Origin of the sequence: Corynebacterium sp. (assembly GCF_022712275.1) — a bacterium.
Taxonomy (GTDB): domain Bacteria; phylum Actinomycetota; class Actinomycetes; order Mycobacteriales; family Mycobacteriaceae; genus Corynebacterium.
The window spans coordinates 14,492-33,847 of the sequence record NZ_JALAGU010000048.1; the positions used below are offsets into that span (position 1 = coordinate 14,492).

Here is a 19,356-nt window from a genome sequence, read left to right on the forward strand (position 1 = left end):
CGGCACATCACCTCGGCGGGTGGTCTGTTTCTCAACCGATCGGTCGATCCCCGGCCCCGTCGCCCGCCCTACGCTGGAGGTCGTGACCACCCCGCTCGCCCAGTTGCTGGAGACCCTCCGGCTCGCCCTGCACCTTGTCTTCGCCGCCCTGCTCGTCGTCTCCCTGGTGCAGTTCTTCGCCTCCGACGCCGCCGACGCCTCCCCCGCCCGCCGGATCGCGGTCATCGTCCTCACCGCCCTGCTGGCTGTCGTGTACCTCGCGGGGACGGTGGCCGGACAGACCAGTCCTGGCCTGCGGCGGTTCGCGCTGCCCTGGCTGGCCGTGGCGCTGGGGCTGTGGGCGGTGCTCGTCGGTCTCTCCGCAGACGCCGTGTGGCTGCTCTTCCCCCTCGTCTTCGTCGTCCTGTCGCTCACCGGGTCGGTCGCCGGGGCGCTGGCCGTCGTCGGATGCTGGGTGGTGGCCGCCGGTGTTCCGCTGATCACCGGGCAGCGCAGTGGTGTGGGCGGCGTCCTCGGCCCGGCGATCGGCGTGCTCTTCGCCGGAGTGGCCTACTGGACCTACCTGCGGCTCACCCGCGAGGTCGAACACCACCGGCAGGTCGCCGAGCAGCTCGTCGCCACCCGCGACCGGCTGCTCGCCGCGGAGAACCAGGCAGGACGCCTCGCCGAGCGTGAACGGCTCTCCCGCGAGATCCACGACACCCTCGCCCAGGGCTTCAACTCTGTCCTGCTGCTCTCCCGCGCCGCCCGGACCGCCATTGACCAGGGGCGGACCGGGGATGCCACCGACCAGCTCAGCGTCATCACCTCCACCGCCCACGACAACCTCATCCAGACCCGGGCGCTGGTCGCCGAATGTGCGGCCGCCATGACGACGACCCCCTTGTCTCAGTCATTGCGCCAGCTCACCGAGGACGCTGCCAGGCGCGCCCGGGCGCTGGGGGCGTCCACCACGGTCGACCTCGACGCGGAGGAGGCGGAGGCCACGGCACTCCCCGCCCCGGTCAGCGAGGCACTGCTGCGGGTGGCGCAGGAGGCGGTGACGAATGCGGTGGACCATGCCGGGGCGTCCCGCATCCGGGTGACTCTCGGGGTGTGGGACACCGAGGCGACCCTCGACGTCTTCGATGACGGCTGCGGCTTCGACCCGGCGTCCGTGCAGCGTACCGAGCTGGGCGGCTACGGTATCGCCGGGATGCGGGACCGGGTGGCCGCTGTGGGCGGCGAGTTCACCGTGGACTCCACCGTGTCCGGCACGGTGGCCGGCACCGTCGTCGCCGTGCGCGTGCCGACCGGGGATGTGCAGCCGTGAACGGTCCTGTGCGGGTGATGCTCGTCGACGACCACCCGGTGGTCCGCGCCGGTCTACGGGCAATCCTCGACAGCTTCGGCGATATCACCGTGGTCGCCGAGGGTGCGGACGGTGCCGCAGCGGTGAACGCCGATGCCACGACCCTGGATGTCATCGTCATGGACATCCAGATGGCGGGGATGGACGGCATCACCGCAACAAAAGCACTGGTCGCCGCCGATGGTCCCCCGGTGCTCATCCTCACGACCTATGACAGTGAGGCGGACATCGTCGAGTCGCTCGCTGCCGGGGCCCGCGGCTATCTGCTCAAGGACGCCCCGGAAACTGACCTCCACCGTGCGGTGATGTCCACGGCCCGTGGTGAACCGACCTTCTCCCCTGAGGTCGGCGCTGCCCTGGCCCGACGTGTCGGCCATCCGGACCTGGCCCTGTCGCGTCGGGAGACCGAGATCCTCCGGGCGTTGGCGACGGGGGCGTCCAACCGGGAGGTGGCGTCCTCCCTGTTCATCTCCCCGGCGACGGTGAAGACCCACCTGATACACATCTACCGGAAACTCGGAGTCGACAACCGCACCGCCGCAGTGACCGAAGCGCAGGTCAGGAAACTGATCTAGCTGATCTAGCTGATGCCGCCGATGCGGCTCAGCGGCCAGACCTTGAACTGCGCCTTGCCGACGATGTCGTCGACCGGGACGGAACCGCCGTCCGCGGCGTCCTGGTGGTAGCGGGAGTCCTTGGAGTTGGTGCGGTTGTCACCCATGACCCACACGGCGTCATCCGGGACGGTGACCGGCCCGAAGTACGGGCCACCGCAGGCCTCGGAACCGGACCGGGGATCGACGTTGTACGCGGGGGGATCCAGGATGTAGGAGTCGTCGACCTGCTCGCCGTCGACCATCACACCTTCATCACCCTCGAGGCACTGGACGGTCTGACCGCCGGTCGCGATGACCCGCTTGACCAGGGTGTATTCGTCGGGGGCGAGTAATCCGACGGCAGAGAGCAGGTCCTGCCCCGCCTTGATCACCGCATTGTCGGAGCGTCCGGAGGTCCAGCCGTCCTCCCAGCCCTCAGGGGCGGCGAAGACGACGACATCGCCCTGCGACGGATCACTGAAGCGGTAGGAGACCTTGTCGACGACGATGCGGTCACCCGTGCAGCCCTCACAGCCGACCAGCGTGGGCTCCATCGACTCCGAGGGGATCTGGTACAGGCGTCCGACGAAGGTGTTCACCAGGCCGAGGATCGCCAGGGCCACCACGATGGTGACGGTGTACTCGACCCAGGCGGGGCGCTTCTCCTTCGCGGGCTTGGCGGACCTGTCGGACGTGTCCGCCGTGGTCGCCTCAGCAGTGTCAGCGGTTCCGTCGGTGTCGGCGTCCGGCACGGTCTTGTCGTTGTCGTCACTCACCCGTGCCACCCTAGTCGGTGCCCGCGGCCGGAACGTGGCGGAACGCCTCAGGGGACTCGCGGGACGTCCCGACTCCGTCGCTGAACGCGAACCAGCGTCCGCGGACGCGTTCAAGCTGCACGTCCATGTCATAGAGGACGCCGAGGTTCTCCGCCGTCATGACCTGCTCCGTCGGACCGGAGGCGAGCACTCCACCGTTCTTGACCATGAGCACGTCGGTGGTTGACGCCGCGACCTCCTCCACATGGTGGGTGATCAGGACGGTGGTGAGCCCCGGCATCGCCGCACGCAGGTCGTCGACGACGCGCAACAGTGTCTCGCGTCCCGGCAGGTCGAGGCCGGTGGAGGGCTCGTCGAGCAGCAGCATCTCCGGCTCGGTGACCAAAGCACGGGCGATGAGGGTGCGGGCCTTCTCGCCCTGGCTCATCTGCCGCCAGGTGCGGTCGGCACGGTGGCCCATGTCGACGAGCGTGAGGAGCTCGGCGGTGCGGACGCGGTGCTCGTCGGTGTACTTGAAGCGCTGGATGTAACCGTTGGAGCCGGAGACACCGGAGAGCACGATTTCCTCGGCGGTGAGGTCGTCAAGCCGCTGTTTCGGGTCGACGTAGCCGATGCGCTTCTGCAGGTCCTGGACGGCGGTGCGGCCGAGTTCCTCACCGAGGATCTGCACCGTGCCGGTCGTCGGGTAGAGGCGCCCGCCGGCCATCTTGAGCATGGTGGACTTGCCGGCGCCGTTGGGGCCGAGGACCGCCCAGTGCGTACCTGTCGGGATGGTGACGCTGAAGCTCTCGACGAGGGTGTTCGGTCCGCGGCGGATCGTGACGTCGTCGATGACGATGGCTGCTGTGGCTTCGAGCGAGTCGGTGGGTGCAGGGGCGGGGGCATCGGTGGTGGTCTCAGTCATGCGGGGCAGGTTACTCCACCTGCCTTTTCCCGTCTAACGGACTCCTAATCTCATTGATTGGTACGCGGCGGTGCACATCGCGAGTCCGCCTCTCCAGGTCGGTTGCCTCGGGGTGGAAGGACACCGGCGAACCACCCCGCAGCCCCTGACCCAGGTGCGACCCGAGGGGGTGGAATCAGCCGACCCGACCAACCGGTCGAGTCGTTCCCGGCGCCCACCTTCGGACACGCCTTCACGCCACCACCAGGCGGTCACGGAGGTCACCACAGAGGCGCCCGCCGCACTCGTACAGACTATTACACCGACGTATTTCCCCATTTCACAGCGTCGCGACAACATACCCGAAAGTATCTTTTCCGAATCGGTTGTTGCGCACAAAAATATCTCGTATGGTCTACAACACAATCTGGAACGTGTGCTACAGAACACAATCTGCAGCCCATCGGAGGTAAGGTCACACTCACCTCCGGAACGCACCACAACCCCCGGAGGGGAACATGACTACGACCGAATCCAAGCCGCTCGCCGGCGGCGGTGACACCGCCGGCGGCAACGGAAGTCCCGACGCCACCTACGAACACCGCCTCACCGCCGACGAGCAGAAGTGGATCGACAAGAAGAAGTACGCCTGGATCTTCAGCATCGTCCCGGCCGCCATCCCGATCTTCATCTGGGCTCTCGCCGAGTGGATGATCGCCATCAACGCCCCGGCGTTCTTCCAGCATGCCACCTGGTTCCTCGGCCCCGTAGCCGTGTTCGTCCTCATCCCGATCGGCGACTTCGTCCTCGGCCGTGACGGCGAGAACGCCCCCGAGGAGTTCGTCCCCCAGCTCGAGGAGACGAAGTACTACCGCATCGTCTCCTACCTCTACTTCCCGGTGATGCTCGCCAGTCTCCTCCTCTGCTGCTGGAAGTGGACCTCCGGTGACCTGACCTGGTACGACAACCTCGGCCTGGCCTGGTCCATGGGTATGACCTCCGGTATCGGCATCGTCGCCGCCCACGAGCTCGGCCACAAGAAGACCGGCTTCGAGCGCTGGCTCGCCAAGATCGTCCTCGCCGTCCCCGCCTACGGCCACTTCTACGTCGAGCACAACAAGGGCCACCATGTGAAGGTCGCCACCCCGGAAGACCCGGTGAGCTCCCGCATGGGTGAGAACGCCTACGTCTACCTGATCCGCTCCATCCCGAAGCAGATCCCGCGTGCCTGGAACGTCGAGAAGACCCGCCTGGCCCGCTCCAAGAAGGGCCAGTTCAACCTGGACAACGACGTCTGGAACGCCTGGCTCATCACGGCCGTCCTGTGGGTCGCCCTGGTCGTCGGTTTCGGCTTAGGCATCCTGCCCTACATGATCCTCCAGGCCGTCATCGGCATCGCCCTGCTGGAGTTCGTGAACTACCTGGAGCACTACGGTCTGCTGCGTCAGAAGCTCGAGGACGGACGCTACGAGCGCTGCTCCCCCGAGCACTCCTGGAACTCCGACAACCTCACCACCAACATCTTCCTGTACCAGCTGCAGCGTCACTCCGACCACCACGCCAACCCGACCCGCCGCTACCAGTCGCTGCGCTCGGATGTCTTCGCCCCGGAGCTGCCCGCCGGCTACGCGACGATGATCGCCGCCGCCGCCGTCCCGCCGGTGTGGTCCTGGATCATGGACAAGCGCCTCATGCAGTACTACAACTACGACATCGAGCGGGCGAACCTGCACCCGCCGAAGGCCGCGAAGCTCCGCAAGAAGTGGAACCGCATCGCCGCTGAGCAGGCCCGGGCCGAGAAGGCGACGGTGGCCTGACATGACCACCTCCACTCCTGACCTCGAGGCCCTCCGCGCCGCCGGTGGCGGAAACATCCCCGTCACCGCCGCCCCGCCGCAGAAGAAGACCAACCCGACGTTCCACTACGCGATGTGCATCGCGCTGACAATACTCGGCGTCATCGTCATCGTGCTCGGCACCCTGGGCGCCACGGGCACCGCCTTCCTCGAGGAGGCCTACCCCTGGTTCCTGCTCATCTCGCTGTTCTTCCTCCTCCCTGGCGTCGTCGGCCTGTTCCGCGGACCGGGCGAGCCTTCCACGCACGTCATCCCGCGTCCGAAGAACCGCAAGCCGATCGACCCGACCGCCGGTGCCGGCGGCGCGGCCGGCCCGGCGCCGACGTCCTGACCGGACCGACCGGACCGACCGGACCGACCGGACCGACGTCACGGAACAGCATCCACACCTACGACTGAAGAGAAGAGATCACCATGGCCGTCTACCAGTGTCCCGGCTGCGACTACCGCATCGACACCGCTGTCGGCGACAGTTCCGAGGGCTTCGCACCCGGCTTCGACTGGGACGCAGAGGTCCCCGAGGACTGGTTCTGCCCCGACTGCGGCGTCCGCGACAAGGTCGACTTCGACCAGGTCAGCTGACCCGGCAGACATCAGTACCCCCCGGTACGCCCCAGCACTCCACGAGAAAGGAATCCATCATGAGCACCTCCACCATCACCGACTACAAGGTCTGGGAATGCGCACAGTGCGGCTACATCTACGACGAGTCCAAGGGTGACCCCGAGGAAGGCTTCCCGCCCGGCACCCGCTGGGAGGACATCCCCGACGACTGGGAGTGCCCGGACTGCGGTGCCGCCAAGGTCGACTTCGACATGGTCCAGATCGGCTGACCGGAGGCACTCATGACCCACATCGCGATCATCGGCGGCGGCGTCGCCGCCCACACCCTCGTCAAGTCCCTGCCCACGGCAGCGTCGGCACAGCCGGAAGGCCCCGGGGACGCCACAGACGCCCTCACCATCGACGTCTTCACCACTGAGGCGCATGCCCCGTACCGGCGTCCTGAGGTGAACAAGGGAATCCTCCTCGACGGGAAGTCGCCCGCCGATGTCGCACTGCCCGGCGGAGTCTTCGAGACCCCCGGCGTCACCCTCCACCTGAACACCCGCGTCACCGCGGTAGACGCCGAGGCCCGAACCCTCACCGCCGGGAACACCACACGCCACTTCGACCAGCTGGTCTTCGCCACCGGCGCCGGCCCCCGGCTACTGGAGGTCGAGTGGCTCGACGGTCGCGACGTGCACTACGTCCGCACCCCCGAGCACTCCACTGCGCTGCGGTCCCGCCTGCTCGAGCTCACCGCCGACGAGACTGTGGTGGTCATCGGTGGTGGCGTCCTCGGACTCGAGGCCGCCTCCGCGGCGTCCACCCTCAGCGAGGCGCAGGTCCACGTCCTGGAGCTCGCCCCCGAGGTCTGCGGACGCATCCTCCCGCCGTCGGCGTCCCGCTGGCTGCGGGACCGGCACGGTGAGCACAATGTCACCGTGACCTGCGGTGTCTCCCCCGAGGTGCTGCCCGGCGCGGTGGAAGAGCTGGCACCGTCGGTGGTCATCGTCTCGGTCGGCGCGGTGCGCGACACCATGATCGCCGAGGACGCCGGCCTGGCCGTCGGCGAGGGTGTCGGCGGCGGCATCATCGTCGACGAGCAGGGTCGGACCGGCGTGCCCGGCATCTTCGCCGCCGGCGACTGCGCCGAGATCCACACCATTGACGGGCGGATCATCCGACCGGAGGACGACGGCTCCGCCCGCACTCTGGCCGGCATCGTCGCCACCCAGCTCACTTGCGGGGACAACGGGCAGGACGCCGCGTCCTTCCTCGACACCCCGCAGAAGGGCTGGACGAAGCAGTACGGTCACATGCTCAACGTCCTCGGCACCACCGGTGCCGGTGACGGCCTCACCGAGCACGTCGTGCTCGATTCACCCGAGGAGCTGGTGGTCTTCACCGTCAGCGACACAGGTGCCGGCCCCACGGTCGTCGGCGTCACCACGGTGGGACGCAGCCCGGAGGTCCGCTCGGCGAAGAGTGCCCTGGGCACCGTCCTCGCCGGGTAGAACACCAGACATCACGGCAAGAACCCCCGGTCCATGACGGACCGGGGGTTCACTCCTGCCGTGTCGACGCTGCTAGACCGTGCAGGACACGCGGGCCTGCGAGGCAATGAGGCAGACCGACTCGTCGGTGAGGACCCACTTGCCGTCCTTCGCGACGTAGTAGAGGTCGGTCGGTGGCTTGCTTCCCACACCCACCATCGACATCTGGATGGTGGCGGTCATCTGGTCACCCTCGACGACCACCGGGTCGACCATCTCGTAGCGGAAGATCGGCACCGCGCGCATCGCGGCACCGGCGTCCCTGATCGTCTGCACGCCGGCCGGGTTCTCCAGGTTGGCGGCGATCGTGTCATCCGAGGCACCCTGCGCGAGGATGGTCTCCATCTGGTTCTTCAGCTCGCTGTTGGAGGGCTGGGCCGGGATGTCGGCGCCGCCGGACCGGGCGGAGGCACCACTGTCGCTGTCACCCCCGCTCTCGCCGGCGGAGGCGTCGTCGATCGGGGCGCTGCCGCCACCGTTGATGCGGACGGGCTCGCTGCCGGAGCTGCCGGAGCCCGAGCTTCCGGCACCGGCGGCGCTGGTGGAGGTCGGCTTCGCGCTGGTGGTGGCACGTTGCGCGGTGGTGGTGTTGTCGTCCTTCTTGGAGGTCACACCGGCGTTCGTGGTGCCGTCGCCCTGGACCAGGGTGACCTGCGGATCATTCGTGTTGGCGATCATCACGGCCGCCCCCACGCCGATGACCACGGCCGAGGCCAGTGCCGACAGCCCGACGGACAGTGCGACGGTGGGCCATGCCACCGACCTGCCGGACTTCTCCTGCTGCTCATCGTTGGCGTCGTCGTAGTCGGCGTTGTCGGCGCCGTCGTACCCGGTGTTCTCGGCCATTCAGTTCTCCTTGATGTGCGGGCACGTGCGCCGCAGTCTCCTCTTTCGGAGAGAATTGTAGTATAGCCTTGCCGAATCACAACACAGGGTGACCGATTTTCGGCCCGTGTTGCTGATCACATCGGCAGCGTTATTCTTGAATAATGCGTGACGTGCCCCCGAACCACATCTCCACCAGCGTCTCCGGCCGCGATTCCTGGACCGTCGAAACCTCCACCGGCGCCGTCCGCGGGCACCAGGTCAACGGTGCCGTCGCTTTCCGCGGCGTCCCCTACGCCGAACAACCCACCGGTGACCTGCGGTTCCGTCGGGCGACCCCGCGCGACCCGTGGCGCGGCGTCCTCATCGCGACCCGTCCCGGCGACTACTGCGCGCAGTGGCGCAACAAGAGCATCGGCTGGGTCGGCAGCGAGAACTGCCTCTGGCTCAATGTGGTGGTGCCGCGGCCGGACTCCCGCGGGCCGGTGATCGACCGCGGCGCACAGCGCCCGGTGGTGGTGTACCTGCACGGCGGGTCGAACATCCACGGCTCCGCAGCCGAACCACTGCTCTCCGGCGAGTACTTCGCCGCCGCGACGGACGCCGTCTACGTCGCCGTGAACTACCGGGTCGGCATCTTCGGCCAGCTCGCACTGGGCATGGCCGATGATCTCGACGAGCACCGCTTCGACTCGAACACCGGGCTCTCCGACATCATCACCGCGATCGAATGGGTCCACGAAAATGCCGGACAGTTCGGCGGCGACCCCCACCGGATCACCGTCATGGGCGAATCCAGCGGTGGTGCGATGGTCACCGCGCTGTCCGCGGTCCCGGCAGTCAAGGACCTGGTCCACGGGTTCATCGCCCAGTCCCCGGCCGCGGGGATGGTACACACCCCGGCGGACGCCGCCCGCATCTCGGACAAGGCACTGGAGATCCTGCGCGGACCGGACGGCGAGAAGCATCCGCGTCCCGAAGGCACCGGCCAGGACCTGCTCACGGCATCCGCCGACGGGCTGGCGTGGCTCACCGAGCGGGTCAACGAAGCCTCCTGGGGTCAGTCCGGCATCGCCGGCGGGTTCGCGCCGGTCATCGACGACCTGCTGCCGGCACACCCGTTGGTGCCGGGCGCGCAGTCCGACATCCCGATGCTCATCGGCACGAACCTCGACGAGTACGTGCTGATGCGGTGGGCGTATCCGCGGGCGCGCGTCTTCACCGCGGAGGCGCAGAAGTTCGCCGAGGATGTCGACCCGGCGCACGGTCCCGGCGTCCTCTCGGGGTTGTACGGCAGCGGGAAGCGACGGGCGGACGCCGGACGTTTCATCGGCGACGCCCTGTTCACCGCCCCCTCGATGCGGATGGCCGCGCAACACCCGTCGGGCCGGTCGTGGATGTACCGGCTGGACATGTCCACCCCGTCGCTCAATGTCTCGGGCATCGGCGCGACGCACGCCCTGGACCTGCCGGTTCTCTTCGGCCGCTACGATTCCGGACGCGGGCCCGGGGCTCTTCTGCTCGGCGGGCGCGACCGGATGGCCGCGACGACGGCCGTGATGCAACCGCGGTGGAAGCGGTTCATCCACGACGGCGACCCTGGGTGGGAGCCCTACCCGGGCGACTACGCCACGCAGCTTTTCGACGGCGGCGAGAAGACGGTCGCGGACCCCTCCCCTGAGCTGCGCGAAGCCTGGGCCCCGGTGTCACTGACCGGGATGCCGGTGTAGTTCGTCCCGGCATCACGGTCACGCCGAGACGTGGGGGACACGTCTGGTCAGCGTGAGGTGACGTCCGCGGTGGCGGCGTCCGCGTCAGAGGCATCGGCGTCGGAGATCTCATCGGACGATTCATCGCCGACCTCCAGGTCGAAGCCGTGTTCGCCGGCGGCGTCCCACACGTCCTCCTCCCAGATGCCGGAGCGCTTGGCGACGACCACCGCGACCAGGGACTGACCGGTGACGTTGACCGCGGTGCGGCCCATGTCGATGATCGGCTCAATGGCCAGCAGCAGACCCACACCGGCCAGCGGCAGGCCCAGGGTCGACAGCGTCAGGGTGAGCATCACGGTCGCGCCGGTGGTGCCTGCCGTCGCCGCGGAGCCGATCACCGAGACGAAGATGATCAGCAGGTAGTCGGTGAAGCCGAGGTCGAGGCCGTAGAACTGGGCCACGAACAGGGCGGCGATCGCCGGGTAGATCGAGGCGCAGCCGTCCATCTTCGTCGTCGCGCCCAGCGGCACGGCGAAGGACGCGTAGGCGCTCGGCACGCCCATGGACTGCTCGGTGACGCGCTGGGTGACCGGCATGACGCCCATCGAGGACCGCGTGACGAAGCCCAGCGAGGTCACCGGCCAGACGCGGCGGTAGAACCCGGTGACGGACAGGCCGTTGAACATCAGCACGGCCGGGTAGATGACCAGCAGGACGATCGCGAGACCGACGTAGATCGCCAGGACGAACTTACCGAGGGAGCCCAGGGCGTCCCACCCGTAGTCGGCGACGGCGTGGCCGATGAGGGCACCGGTGCCGATCGGGGCGAGGCGGATGATCCACCACAGGACCTTCTGCACCACAGTGAGCAGGGACTCGGTGATGTTGAGGAAAGGCTCGGCGGACTTACCGGCCTTCACCGCGGCGATGCCGAGGGCCAGGGAGATGATGAGCAGCTGGAGAACGTTGAAGCTCACCGAGATATCGCCGTCGGAGCTCACCGAAGCGCCGAGGCCGAGGAAGTTGGTGGGCACGACCGAGTCGATGAAGCCCATCCAGGAGCCGGTGTTGGACGGCTCGGCGGCGGAGGACGCGTCGATGTCCGTGCCGGAACCCGGCTTCATGATGACGCCGACGAGGATGCCGACGATCACGGAGAAGAACGCCGTGATGACAAACCAGATCAGGGTGCTGATCGCCAGGCGGGCGGCGTTGGCGACCTTGCGCAGGTTCGCCACCGAGGTGATGACTGCGGTGATGATCAGCGGCGGGACCATGGTCTTCAGCAGGGAGACGTAGATCGAGCCGGTCTTGTCGAGGAACTGGGCGAGCCAGGGGGCGTCGGCGTCGGGGATGTCGGACGCCTGTGCGCGGGCGATGAAGCCGAGGACCAGACCGACGACGAGGCCGGCGATGACCTGCGCGCCGAAGCCGGTCAGCCAGGCGGGCAGGTGCCGACGCGGCGCGGCGGTGCTGGTGGACGCCGCTGCCGGGGCGTCGGTGGTGTCCTGGTGGGACATGGGATTCTCCTAGTGAACAGATCTGTCTATATCGGCCCGTCACTCTACGCCTCTACCTGCGGAGAGACAATACTGCCCGGCCGGTGTTCCTGAGGTCACGTCGGAACCGGACGATGATGCACATCATCCCAGGTCAGTGAGTTCGTGAAGCAATATGCTGGCAGCGACCTGTCAGTTCAGGACGAAGACGGTGATTCTGCCCGTATTCATTAGGTATGCAGGTCGCCGGGCCCGTAGCCTCATAAGGCAATGACCACCACGACTGCACACACCACAGCGGCCACCGGTGCTGACTCCACCGACGCCGCCCCCACCACCATGTCCGACACCATCTCCCTGGGAGGACGCTTCCGCGTCCGACGCGGCGACCTCATCAGCGTCGTCGCCGTCATCATGGGTCTGGCCACCATCAACGTCACCGCGCACCTGACCTCACTGTCGACGGTCGCGGCGATCGTCCCGGTCGGCGTGGCCTGCCTGCTCGTCATCGCCAAAGCACGTGGCATGACCTGGACCGATCTCGGTCTCGGCCGGGCCTATGTCGGCAAGGGCCTGAAGTACGGCATCGGCGCGGTCGTCCTCGTCGCCGCTGTCATCGCCGTGGCACTGGCGATCCCGATGACCAGGGGTTTCTTCTTCAATGAGTCCTATGCCTCGCTGCGCACCGCGCTGATCGCCGCGCTGGTGATCATCCCGCTGCAGACCGTGCTGCCGGAGGAACTGGCCTTCCGTGGCCTGCTCCACGGCCGGCTCCGTCGCCTCGGCGGCACCAAGGCCGTTTTCATCGGCGGCTCGATCCTCTTCGGCCTGTGGCACGTCGCCAGCTCGCTGAGCCTCACCGCCACGAACGTGGGTCTGACCGCGTTCCTCGGCTCGGGTACCGCCGCCCAGTGGATCGGCGTCGGCCTGGCCGTCGTCGCCACCGCCGGCGCGGGTGCGGGGCTGACCTGGCTGCGTCACCACACCGGCAGCGTGCTCGCCCCCATCGGCCTGCACTGGGCCCTCAACGCCGTCGGCGCGCTCGCCGCTGCCGCCGCGTGGACCTTCCTGTGACCGCTGCATCCAGGTAGGATGCCCGGACGCCGGGGAAGCCCTGAGCAGTTACTCGCAGGCGACGCCGTCGTTGTCGCCGTCCATGCCCGAGCGGTAGCCGGGCTCGCCGCGGTACAGCGGGGTCACTCCCGCAGCACGGGCTGCGGAGCAGTTCGCGTAGTAGACACCGGCCGGGTCGGCCGGCACATCCTCCGCGGCGGGAGCAGCCGGCGCGGCAGGTTCCTCCACCGGAACCTCGGCCGGGGCACCGGCATTGTCCCCGGCCACCGGGGAACCACCCGCGGCGATCCCGTCGGCGCCACAGCCCGAGAGGATACGCACCATGGCGTCCTTCTCCGCCTGCGTGACCCACAGCGCATAGGCGGCCTTCACGTCGATCTGCATCGACACATAGGTGCAGCGGAAGGACTTGTTGGCCGGCAGCCAGGTGGCGGCGTCCCCGTCGCTCTTCTGCATATTCGCCGGACCGTCGACAGCGAGCAGGTTCGCCGGGTCATTCGCCAGCTGCTCGCGGCGCTCCGGGGAGAGCTGCTGTGCACCCTTCTGCCAGGCGTCCGACAGGGCGACGAGGTGGTCGATCTGCACGGCCGTGGAGGTGTCCTGACCACGGACGAAGTTGATGGTCCGGCCGGTGTACGGGTCGTCCAGGGTGCCGGTGAGCACCCGGCAGGTCCCGTCCTTGTAGGTGATGTCGGTGAGGTCGCGGGCGAGGATGTCATTGCGGGTGTCGCAGCCGTTGCGGTCCACGTCCGCCCACGCCTGACCGAACAGCGCCCGGTCATAGCCGGTTTTCGGGGCGCGACCCTTGACCTCGAGGGTTGCCAGGGTGGCCAGTGCCGTGGCGACGGCGTCATCGGCGGAGGATGCGGCGCCCCCCTCATCCCCTGGATCTTCCGCATCCTCGGTAGGCTCCGCCGACGGGGTCCCGGCCGGGGACGTCACCACCTCAGAGGTGGAGGTGACGGTGACGACGGTGGCGTCCTCATCCGTCGAACAGCTGACGAGGGCGGACGCAGCGAGAACGGACGCCGAGAGACCGGCGACCGTCCGGAGGGTGTTACGCATCAGTGGTGTGGGGTTCCTTGACTTCAGCGGGTCCAGCATCTTCCGCAGGCCGGGCCCGCCACGCGGCGAGGCACAGCAACGCCAGGCAGATGATGCCTGAGATGCCCTGAATATTTCCGTAGAGGAAGTCTACAATCCCGATGTCGCTGAACGACCACGGGCCGTTCTCCGGGAACACCTGGTAGTGGTGGTTCGCGCTCGTCTGGTAGTCCTCGTCACTGAGCCGCCCGAAGGACAGGTTCGCGACCACGAGCAGCAGGGTCCCGGTCAGCGTCGGCCAGTCCCACCCGTCCCGGCGTCCGGTGACCAGGGCAGAGAGCTGGGCCGCGAGGAGCACGATCCCGACGATGATGCCGGTCCAGTGGTGTGTCACCGCGATCGGCGCCGAGATGCTCACCGCGAGTACCAGGGTCAGCAGGACGCTCACGGGGCGTCCGGCCGCCGACAGCCGCCACACCGCCCAGCCGGAGATCACGGCGATGACCAGCAGACCGGGGATCATCAGGGTCTGGGCGGTGTCGCCGTCCATGCCCGCGCGGGTCAGAATGCCGGTGAGCGCCTGGTTCGCCGCGTAGCCGGGTCCACCACCGCGCTCGCCGTTGAAGAACTCCTCGGTCCAGAAGAACGTCGAGTCCGAGGCTCGGAAGATCCAGCCGAGGCCCGCGGTCACGAGGAAAGCGACGAAAGAGCGGGCGAGGTCACCCCACTTCCTCGTCACGAGGAAGACCAGGGCGTAGGCCGCCGGGGTGATCTTGATGCCGGCGGCGATGCCCACGCCCGCACCGCGCAGCCACTTCGGTGTGTAACCCAGCAGGTCAGCGGCAACGAGCAGGACAAGGAAGACGTTGATCTGCCCGTACATCAGATGCACCTGCAGCGGCTCGATCAGCAGGGCGAAGCCCAGGGCAGCGAGCCCGGTGAGCGGGGCGAGACGACGCCAGAGAGTGGACACACCGGCCAGCACCGTGATCCGGTGGACCGCCATGGTCAGCAAGGCCCAGGCCGCGGCCAGTGAGGCCAGCGTCCACACCATCTCCATCGTCTCCTCGCCCATCCAGGTCAGCGGCACGAAAAGCACCGCGGCCAGTGGCGGGTAGATGAAGGCGAAGCCCGAGCGGGAGGGGAAATCGTCACCGTAGAGGGCGTTACCGTCGAGGATCGCCTGACCGGCGTCCACGAAGACACCGACGTCGAGCAGGTAGTTCTCCCGGACATGGGAGAAGACGCCGTCCAGCTGCCAGACGAGGCAGACCAGGCCGAGGAGGGTGACGACAGCGAAAAGCCCCCGCACCAGCGGTCGGGACGCTGTGCGCGGGGTATCTGCGGTTGTGGTCGGGGATACGGTCGGGGCAGTCATTGCCGGGAGAGTTTACCTGCCCTGACTCCCGTTCCGGGCACCCGCCGAGCCCCGAGGATCTACTGACCGTCGGGCAGGTCGCCGGAGGCGTTCTCCAGGTGGGCGCGGATGAACCACTGGAACTGCTCCATGGCACCGATCTGGCCGATGAACATGTCCTCACTGACCGGGTCGAGCTGGTCGAGGGCGGCATCCGCCTCACGGGAGTCGATGATGACCTTGTCGTAGATCTCGTTGAGAGCGGTGAGGTGCTGGACCGTGCTGCCCTTGTTGACCGGGTACTGGAGCGGCTCGCGGCCCGGCGAGTGGGAGTCCGGGGTACCGATCGGCTCGCCACCGAGGGCGGCGATGCGCTCGGCGACGGCGTCCGCGTTGGCACGGATCGCCTCGACCTCCGGGTCGAGCATCTCGTGGACACCGATGAAGTTCGGGCCGACAACGTTCCAGTGCGCGTGCTTGAGGATGAGGTGGAGGTCGTTGTAGGCGGTGAGGCGTTCCTGCAGGATGTCGATGACCTGCTTGGCATCGCCCTCTGACAGGCCCGGGACAGTGAAGTTACTCATGGTGTCTATCGCTCCTTCGTATGACATGTGGTGATCTGCCGTGTCCGCTGTTCTCAACGGATCACGGCCCAGCCTATTCCAGATCACCGGGGAGCCGGTGGTTGTTCCACCCCCGAACAGGTCCATAAAAGGTAACGTGAACAGAACTATGTTGACTGTGCCGAAGAAGTTGAAGAAGCCGCTCCGCAAGCCGCTGAAGAAGATCGAGAAGACCGTCATGAAGAAGGTCTTCGGGTCCCCCCGTGCTTTCGAGCGTGGCCTGGCGATCTGGCCCCCGCTGGCGGGCGACGGCGTGCGTGTCCACAACATCGCCGACGACTGGTCCTACGGCGAGGTCGTGCTGCATTCGGGGCCGTTGACCCAGAACATGCACGGTGCAGCCTTCGGCGGAACCCTGTTCTCCATGACCGACTTCCTCTTCGGGACGCTGGTCATGAAACGTCTCGGCCGCGACTACGAGGCCTGGACCCGCACCGGCCAGTTCCAGTTCCTCGCCCCGGGTCGCGACGGTGCCCGGATGACGGTGCGCGTCACCGACGAGCTCTGCGAGGAGATCCTCGCCGGCATCGAGGACGACGGCTACTACAACGTCGCCTTCACCTGCGTCATCACCAACCGGGACGGAACGGTGGTCGGCGTCGGCCAGCAGGACCTGCACGTGCGTCCCCGCAAGGGCCGTGAAGCGTCGAGGACGCCCGGGGCGGCGCGCGAGACCGACGAGTCCATGGCGCCCCGGGAACCGAAGGGGATGACACTGGAGCACCTGGTCACCGCGGCCGCCTGGCGAGCCTGGGGACCGACCGGCAGCGGCGAGCACGGCCTGCTGACCTCGGTGCTCTCCGCGGCACGACGCATCCCCGAGCCCGAGGAGCAGGCCCGCTACGTGTGCGGCGAGATCCTGTCCCGCGACGCGCTGACCACCGGTGAACTGCTGGAGCTGGCGATCCCCCGGCGTCTGCTGGGATAGCGTGGGCCCGGCGTGGCACTCTCCGAGAGACCTTCTAACCGGGTCTTACGCAACCAGGCCAACCCCGGGACCGTGTGGAGGAACGCCTGTCGGAGATCTGACGGTACGGTCTTCTGAGAACCGTGGTCGGTGGTCAGGCCCGGTCCGTTGTGACCGGTGACCTCAGGAGTCGGCGAGACAGTGCCCTGTCACCGGGGGTGGCGGGGTCACATGGCCGCGCCGACTGCGAGCAGCACGACCGCTGCCACGGGGAGCAGTCCCTGCTTCAGGGCCGCGCCACGCTTGTCCGGTGACGTCAACCAGAGCACTGCGGCGGCGCCGGACATGCTCACCGTGCCGGCCAGGGTCAGGGCCAGCCCGATACCTCCGGCAGTGGTGGTCACGGTCACGATGACGCCGACGAGGACCTCGACAGCCAGGAAAAGGTTGTAGAAACCCTGGTTGAAAGCCATCTCCCTGGTGCTGTCCGCCTCCTGCTCCGTGAGACCGAAGATCGCGCGTGCGCGGGGGGTGGTCCAGGCCATGGACTCCAGGTAGAAGATGAACACGTGGAGTAGTGCGGCCAGTGCTGCCAGTACGGCACCTGTGATGATCATTGCTGTTCGCCTCTGCTGTTCTTCCGGTTCTCTACGTTGTTGGTGGGGTCAGCTAGAACCGGAGCAGGACCTTGCCGGTGCGTCCGGAAGACATGCTGGAGATCATCGCCTCGCGGAAATCAGAAGCGTCGAAGATACCCTCGACGGGGAGGGTGACACTCCCTTCCGAGATCCGTGTGATGAGTTCTCCGAAGAGCTCAGACTTCTTCCCGGGGTTCATCTCCTGGCTGATCTTGCTGCCCCAGAATCCGCGGACGGTGATGTCCTTGAAGATCACCGGGCCAGAGGGGATCGTCATAGTCGGGTCACCCATCGCGCCGAAACACACCAGGGTGGAACCCTCGCCGAGCACGGAGACGAGATCTGCGGTCGACTGGCCACCCACCGAGTCCAGGCCGACGGAGATCGGAATGCCGCCGGTAATCTCCAGGACCTTGCCCTGCCAGTCCGGTTCTTCGGTCGACAGGACGTCGGTAATGCCCTCCGACGCCAGTTGGGCGACAGCGTCATCACGCCGGACCAGACCGATGACGTGGATGCCCCGTGCCTTGGCGAGCTGGGCGAGGATCCTTCCGACGGCTCCGTTGGCGGAGTTCTGGATCAGCCAGTCACCCTCATGCAGTTCTAGGAAGTCCAGCAGGCTGATCGCGCTGAAAGGCATCGACACCAGCTGCGCCGCACTGTCGTCGGACAACTCATCGGGAACGGGGATTGCCCCGGCGGCATCGATCAGCGCATACTCCGCCCAGACACCGAAGGATGTTCCGCTGACGACCCGCTGCCCGGCCTCCAGTCCCGTCACCCCGGATCCGACGGCATCGACGGTGCCGAGCACCTCTGTTCCGGCGGGAGCGGGGAGGTCGGGAACGAATCCGTAGGTTCCTCGGATCGTCCAGATGTCGTGGTTGTGAACGGGGGACAGGACCACCCGGATCCTGACCTGTCCTGCCGAGGGCTCAGGCACGTCCTCCTCGGTGAGGCGGAGGACGTCTTCCGGTTCTCCGAAACGGTCATGGGTGAGGCTGCGCATCACGGTATCCTCGTCTTTCATGGGTGTTGGTGGGCAGGGGGCGGTCAGTCGTCCACGACGGAGACAGTCACGTCGATGTTTCCGCGGGTGGCGTTGGAGTAGGGGCAGACCTGGTGGGCGGCGTCGGCGAGTGCCCGGGCCTCCTCGGTCGGCATGTCGGGGATCTGCACCTCGAGGTGCACGCTGAGCTCGAATCCGCCGTTGCCGTCGGATCCGATGCCGACCCGGGTGCCCACCGAGCTGTCGGCCACGGAGACCTTCTTCGTTCGGGCGACCATCTGGAGAGCGGAGTGGAAGCAGGCCGCATAGCCGGCAGCGAAGAGGAGCTCCGGGTTGGCGCCGTCGCCGCTACCGCCCATTTCGGTGGGGACGGCGAGATCCAGGTCCAGGCGTCCGTCGGAAGTTGCGACGTGGCCGTCGCGGCCGGCACCTGTGGCCAGTGCCTCTGCGGTGTAGAGCGGGGTCATGTCAGTCCTTTCGGGTAGGTGTGTGTGGAGGGGCCGGTTCCTGACGGCCGAGTTGCCGCAGGCTCCGGACGAGCCTGCCGGCGGTGTCGTCGTCCGGGACTCCCATCGCCGCCGCGACGTCGCGGGGAATCCCGGACAGGGGTTCCCGGAGTCCCTCACCCGCGTCCGTGAGCTCGATATTGACCACCCGTTCGTCTTCCAGGGCGCGGTGCCGACTGACGTAGCCCGCCTGTTCCAGACGCTTCACCAGGGGGGAGAGGGTGCCGGAATCCAGCTGCATCTCCTCCCCGAGTTCGCGGATGGTCCGGGGCCCCTGGTTCCAGAGGACGTAGAGCACCAGGAACTGGGGGTACGTGAGGTTCCAGGGCTCGAGCAACTCCCGGTACGTGCGTGTGGTCTTACGGCTTGCGGAGTAGAGGGCGAAGCACAGCATGCGGTCGGTAGCTCCCATGCCGACAACTATTGCACACATCTTAATTGTGCACAATCTTTTGAAGGGATTTCGGTCCCGCGAGGTCGACCCGCGCGCGATGCGGCAACCGCGCCACCCCGGAATCAGCCTTGTACGGGCCAGGTACATGTCCCCGGACCACAATGGGAACCGACACGCCCCTGACCCCACCGGACCGGGGCCCTCACG

21 protein-coding genes are annotated in these 19,356 nt (G+C 67.4%); 10 read left to right on the forward strand and 11 right to left on the reverse strand.

The annotated features are described in order from the left end of the window. The first annotated feature begins 82 nt into the window (after positions 1-82). Entirely contained in the window at positions 83-1,312 is a 1,230-nt protein-coding gene (locus Q0A27_RS11280) for an ATP-binding protein (RefSeq protein WP_291475529.1), read from the forward strand. Positions 1,313-1,329: 17 nt separating this feature from the next. Continuing rightward, entirely contained in the window at positions 1,330-1,926 is a 597-nt protein-coding gene (locus Q0A27_RS11285) for a response regulator transcription factor (protein WP_291475603.1), read from the forward strand. A 5-nt stretch (positions 1,927-1,931) separates the two neighbouring features. Here Q0A27_RS11285 and lepB read toward each other — a convergent pair whose 3' ends face one another. Both lepB and Q0A27_RS11295 read right to left on the reverse strand, forming a co-directional pair. Further along, positions 1,932-2,723, reverse strand: coding sequence for a signal peptidase I (lepB, locus tag Q0A27_RS11290; RefSeq protein WP_291475530.1), 792 nt, complete (start codon positions 2,721-2,723; stop codon positions 1,932-1,934). 10 nt (positions 2,724-2,733) lie between these two features. Further along, the gene (locus Q0A27_RS11295; RefSeq protein ID WP_291475532.1) at positions 2,734-3,627 is read right to left on the reverse strand and encodes an ABC transporter ATP-binding protein; all 894 of its coding nucleotides are present in this window, start codon (positions 3,625-3,627) and stop codon (positions 2,734-2,736) included. A 497-nt stretch (positions 3,628-4,124) separates the two neighbouring features. On the opposite strand from Q0A27_RS11295, the gene Q0A27_RS11300 reads away from it, so the two are divergent. The 5 genes from Q0A27_RS11300 to Q0A27_RS11320 all read left to right on the forward strand — a co-directional run bounded on the left by Q0A27_RS11300 (position 4,125) and on the right by Q0A27_RS11320 (position 7,522). Continuing rightward, on the forward strand, positions 4,125-5,423 hold the full coding sequence (locus Q0A27_RS11300; RefSeq protein WP_291475536.1) for an alkane 1-monooxygenase: 1,299 nt from the start codon (positions 4,125-4,127) through the stop codon (positions 5,421-5,423). A 1-nt stretch (position 5,424) separates the two neighbouring features. Further along, positions 5,425-5,793, forward strand: coding sequence for a hypothetical protein (locus tag Q0A27_RS11305; RefSeq protein WP_291475538.1), 369 nt, complete (start codon positions 5,425-5,427; stop codon positions 5,791-5,793). Between the two features lie 83 nt (positions 5,794-5,876). After that, a complete protein-coding gene (locus Q0A27_RS11310; RefSeq protein ID WP_291475539.1) occupies positions 5,877-6,044 on the forward strand; it encodes a rubredoxin in 168 nt (55 codons plus the stop codon). A gap of 59 nt (positions 6,045-6,103) precedes the next feature. Further along, positions 6,104-6,295: a rubredoxin gene (locus Q0A27_RS11315; protein WP_291475540.1), complete on the forward strand. Its 192-nt coding sequence runs from the start codon at positions 6,104-6,106 to the stop codon at positions 6,293-6,295. 12 nt (positions 6,296-6,307) lie between these two features. Continuing rightward, on the forward strand, positions 6,308-7,522 hold the full coding sequence (locus tag Q0A27_RS11320; RefSeq protein ID WP_291475541.1) for an NAD(P)/FAD-dependent oxidoreductase: 1,215 nt from the start codon (positions 6,308-6,310) through the stop codon (positions 7,520-7,522). Between the two features lie 72 nt (positions 7,523-7,594). On the opposite strand, the gene Q0A27_RS11325 is transcribed toward Q0A27_RS11320, so the two are convergent. Further along, positions 7,595-8,407 carry a hypothetical protein gene (locus tag Q0A27_RS11325; protein WP_291475543.1) on the reverse strand — a complete coding sequence of 271 codons (813 nt, stop codon included), beginning with the start codon at positions 8,405-8,407 and terminating at the stop codon, positions 7,595-7,597. Positions 8,408-8,550: 143 nt separating this feature from the next. Here Q0A27_RS11325 and Q0A27_RS11330 point away from each other — a divergent pair, with 143 nt between their 5' ends. Further along, entirely contained in the window at positions 8,551-10,116 is a 1,566-nt protein-coding gene (locus Q0A27_RS11330; RefSeq protein WP_291475545.1) for a carboxylesterase family protein, read from the forward strand. A gap of 47 nt (positions 10,117-10,163) precedes the next feature. On the opposite strand, the gene Q0A27_RS11335 is transcribed toward Q0A27_RS11330, so the two are convergent. Beyond that, positions 10,164-11,618 carry a dicarboxylate/amino acid:cation symporter gene (locus Q0A27_RS11335; protein WP_291475547.1) on the reverse strand — a complete coding sequence of 485 codons (1,455 nt, stop codon included), beginning with the start codon at positions 11,616-11,618 and terminating at the stop codon, positions 10,164-10,166. A 249-nt stretch (positions 11,619-11,867) separates the two neighbouring features. Here Q0A27_RS11335 and Q0A27_RS11340 point away from each other — a divergent pair, with 249 nt between their 5' ends. Continuing rightward, on the forward strand, positions 11,868-12,671 hold the full coding sequence (locus Q0A27_RS11340) for a CPBP family intramembrane glutamic endopeptidase (RefSeq protein WP_291475549.1): 804 nt from the start codon (positions 11,868-11,870) through the stop codon (positions 12,669-12,671). A 48-nt stretch (positions 12,672-12,719) separates the two neighbouring features. On the opposite strand, the gene Q0A27_RS11345 is transcribed toward Q0A27_RS11340, so the two are convergent. The 3 genes from Q0A27_RS11345 to Q0A27_RS11355 are packed head-to-tail and all read right to left on the reverse strand — an operon-like array spanning position 12,720 to position 15,656. After that, positions 12,720-13,736: a DUF1524 domain-containing protein gene (locus tag Q0A27_RS11345; protein WP_291475550.1), complete on the reverse strand. Its 1,017-nt coding sequence runs from the start codon at positions 13,734-13,736 to the stop codon at positions 12,720-12,722. Next, a complete protein-coding gene (locus Q0A27_RS11350; protein ID WP_291475551.1) occupies positions 13,729-15,093 on the reverse strand; it encodes a glycosyltransferase 87 family protein in 1,365 nt (454 codons plus the stop codon). The genes Q0A27_RS11345 and Q0A27_RS11350 overlap by 8 nt, the downstream gene beginning before the upstream one ends. Before the next feature lie 59 nt (positions 15,094-15,152). After that, a complete protein-coding gene (locus tag Q0A27_RS11355) occupies positions 15,153-15,656 on the reverse strand; it encodes a DNA starvation/stationary phase protection protein (RefSeq protein ID WP_014008668.1) in 504 nt (167 codons plus the stop codon). 148 nt (positions 15,657-15,804) lie between these two features. On the opposite strand from Q0A27_RS11355, the gene Q0A27_RS11360 reads away from it, so the two are divergent. Then, positions 15,805-16,623: a PaaI family thioesterase gene (locus tag Q0A27_RS11360; protein ID WP_291475554.1), complete on the forward strand. Its 819-nt coding sequence runs from the start codon at positions 15,805-15,807 to the stop codon at positions 16,621-16,623. Positions 16,624-16,829: 206 nt separating this feature from the next. Here the strand turns inward: Q0A27_RS11360 and Q0A27_RS11365 are convergent, their stop codons facing one another. From Q0A27_RS11365 to Q0A27_RS11380, 4 genes are read right to left on the reverse strand one after another with little or no spacing between them, the layout of a single operon-like run. After that, complete coding sequence (locus Q0A27_RS11365) at positions 16,830-17,219, reverse strand: DUF1304 domain-containing protein (RefSeq protein WP_141331343.1); 390 nt, start codon at positions 17,217-17,219, stop codon at positions 16,830-16,832. A 52-nt stretch (positions 17,220-17,271) separates the two neighbouring features. Next, positions 17,272-18,249 carry a zinc-binding dehydrogenase gene (locus Q0A27_RS11370; protein ID WP_291475559.1) on the reverse strand — a complete coding sequence of 326 codons (978 nt, stop codon included), beginning with the start codon at positions 18,247-18,249 and terminating at the stop codon, positions 17,272-17,274. A gap of 44 nt (positions 18,250-18,293) precedes the next feature. Continuing rightward, entirely contained in the window at positions 18,294-18,716 is a 423-nt protein-coding gene (locus tag Q0A27_RS11375) for an organic hydroperoxide resistance protein (RefSeq protein ID WP_291475560.1), read from the reverse strand. 1 nt (position 18,717) lies between these two features. After that, entirely contained in the window at positions 18,718-19,167 is a 450-nt protein-coding gene (locus tag Q0A27_RS11380) for a MarR family winged helix-turn-helix transcriptional regulator (RefSeq protein ID WP_291475562.1), read from the reverse strand. Between the last annotated feature and the right edge of the window lie 189 nt (positions 19,168-19,356).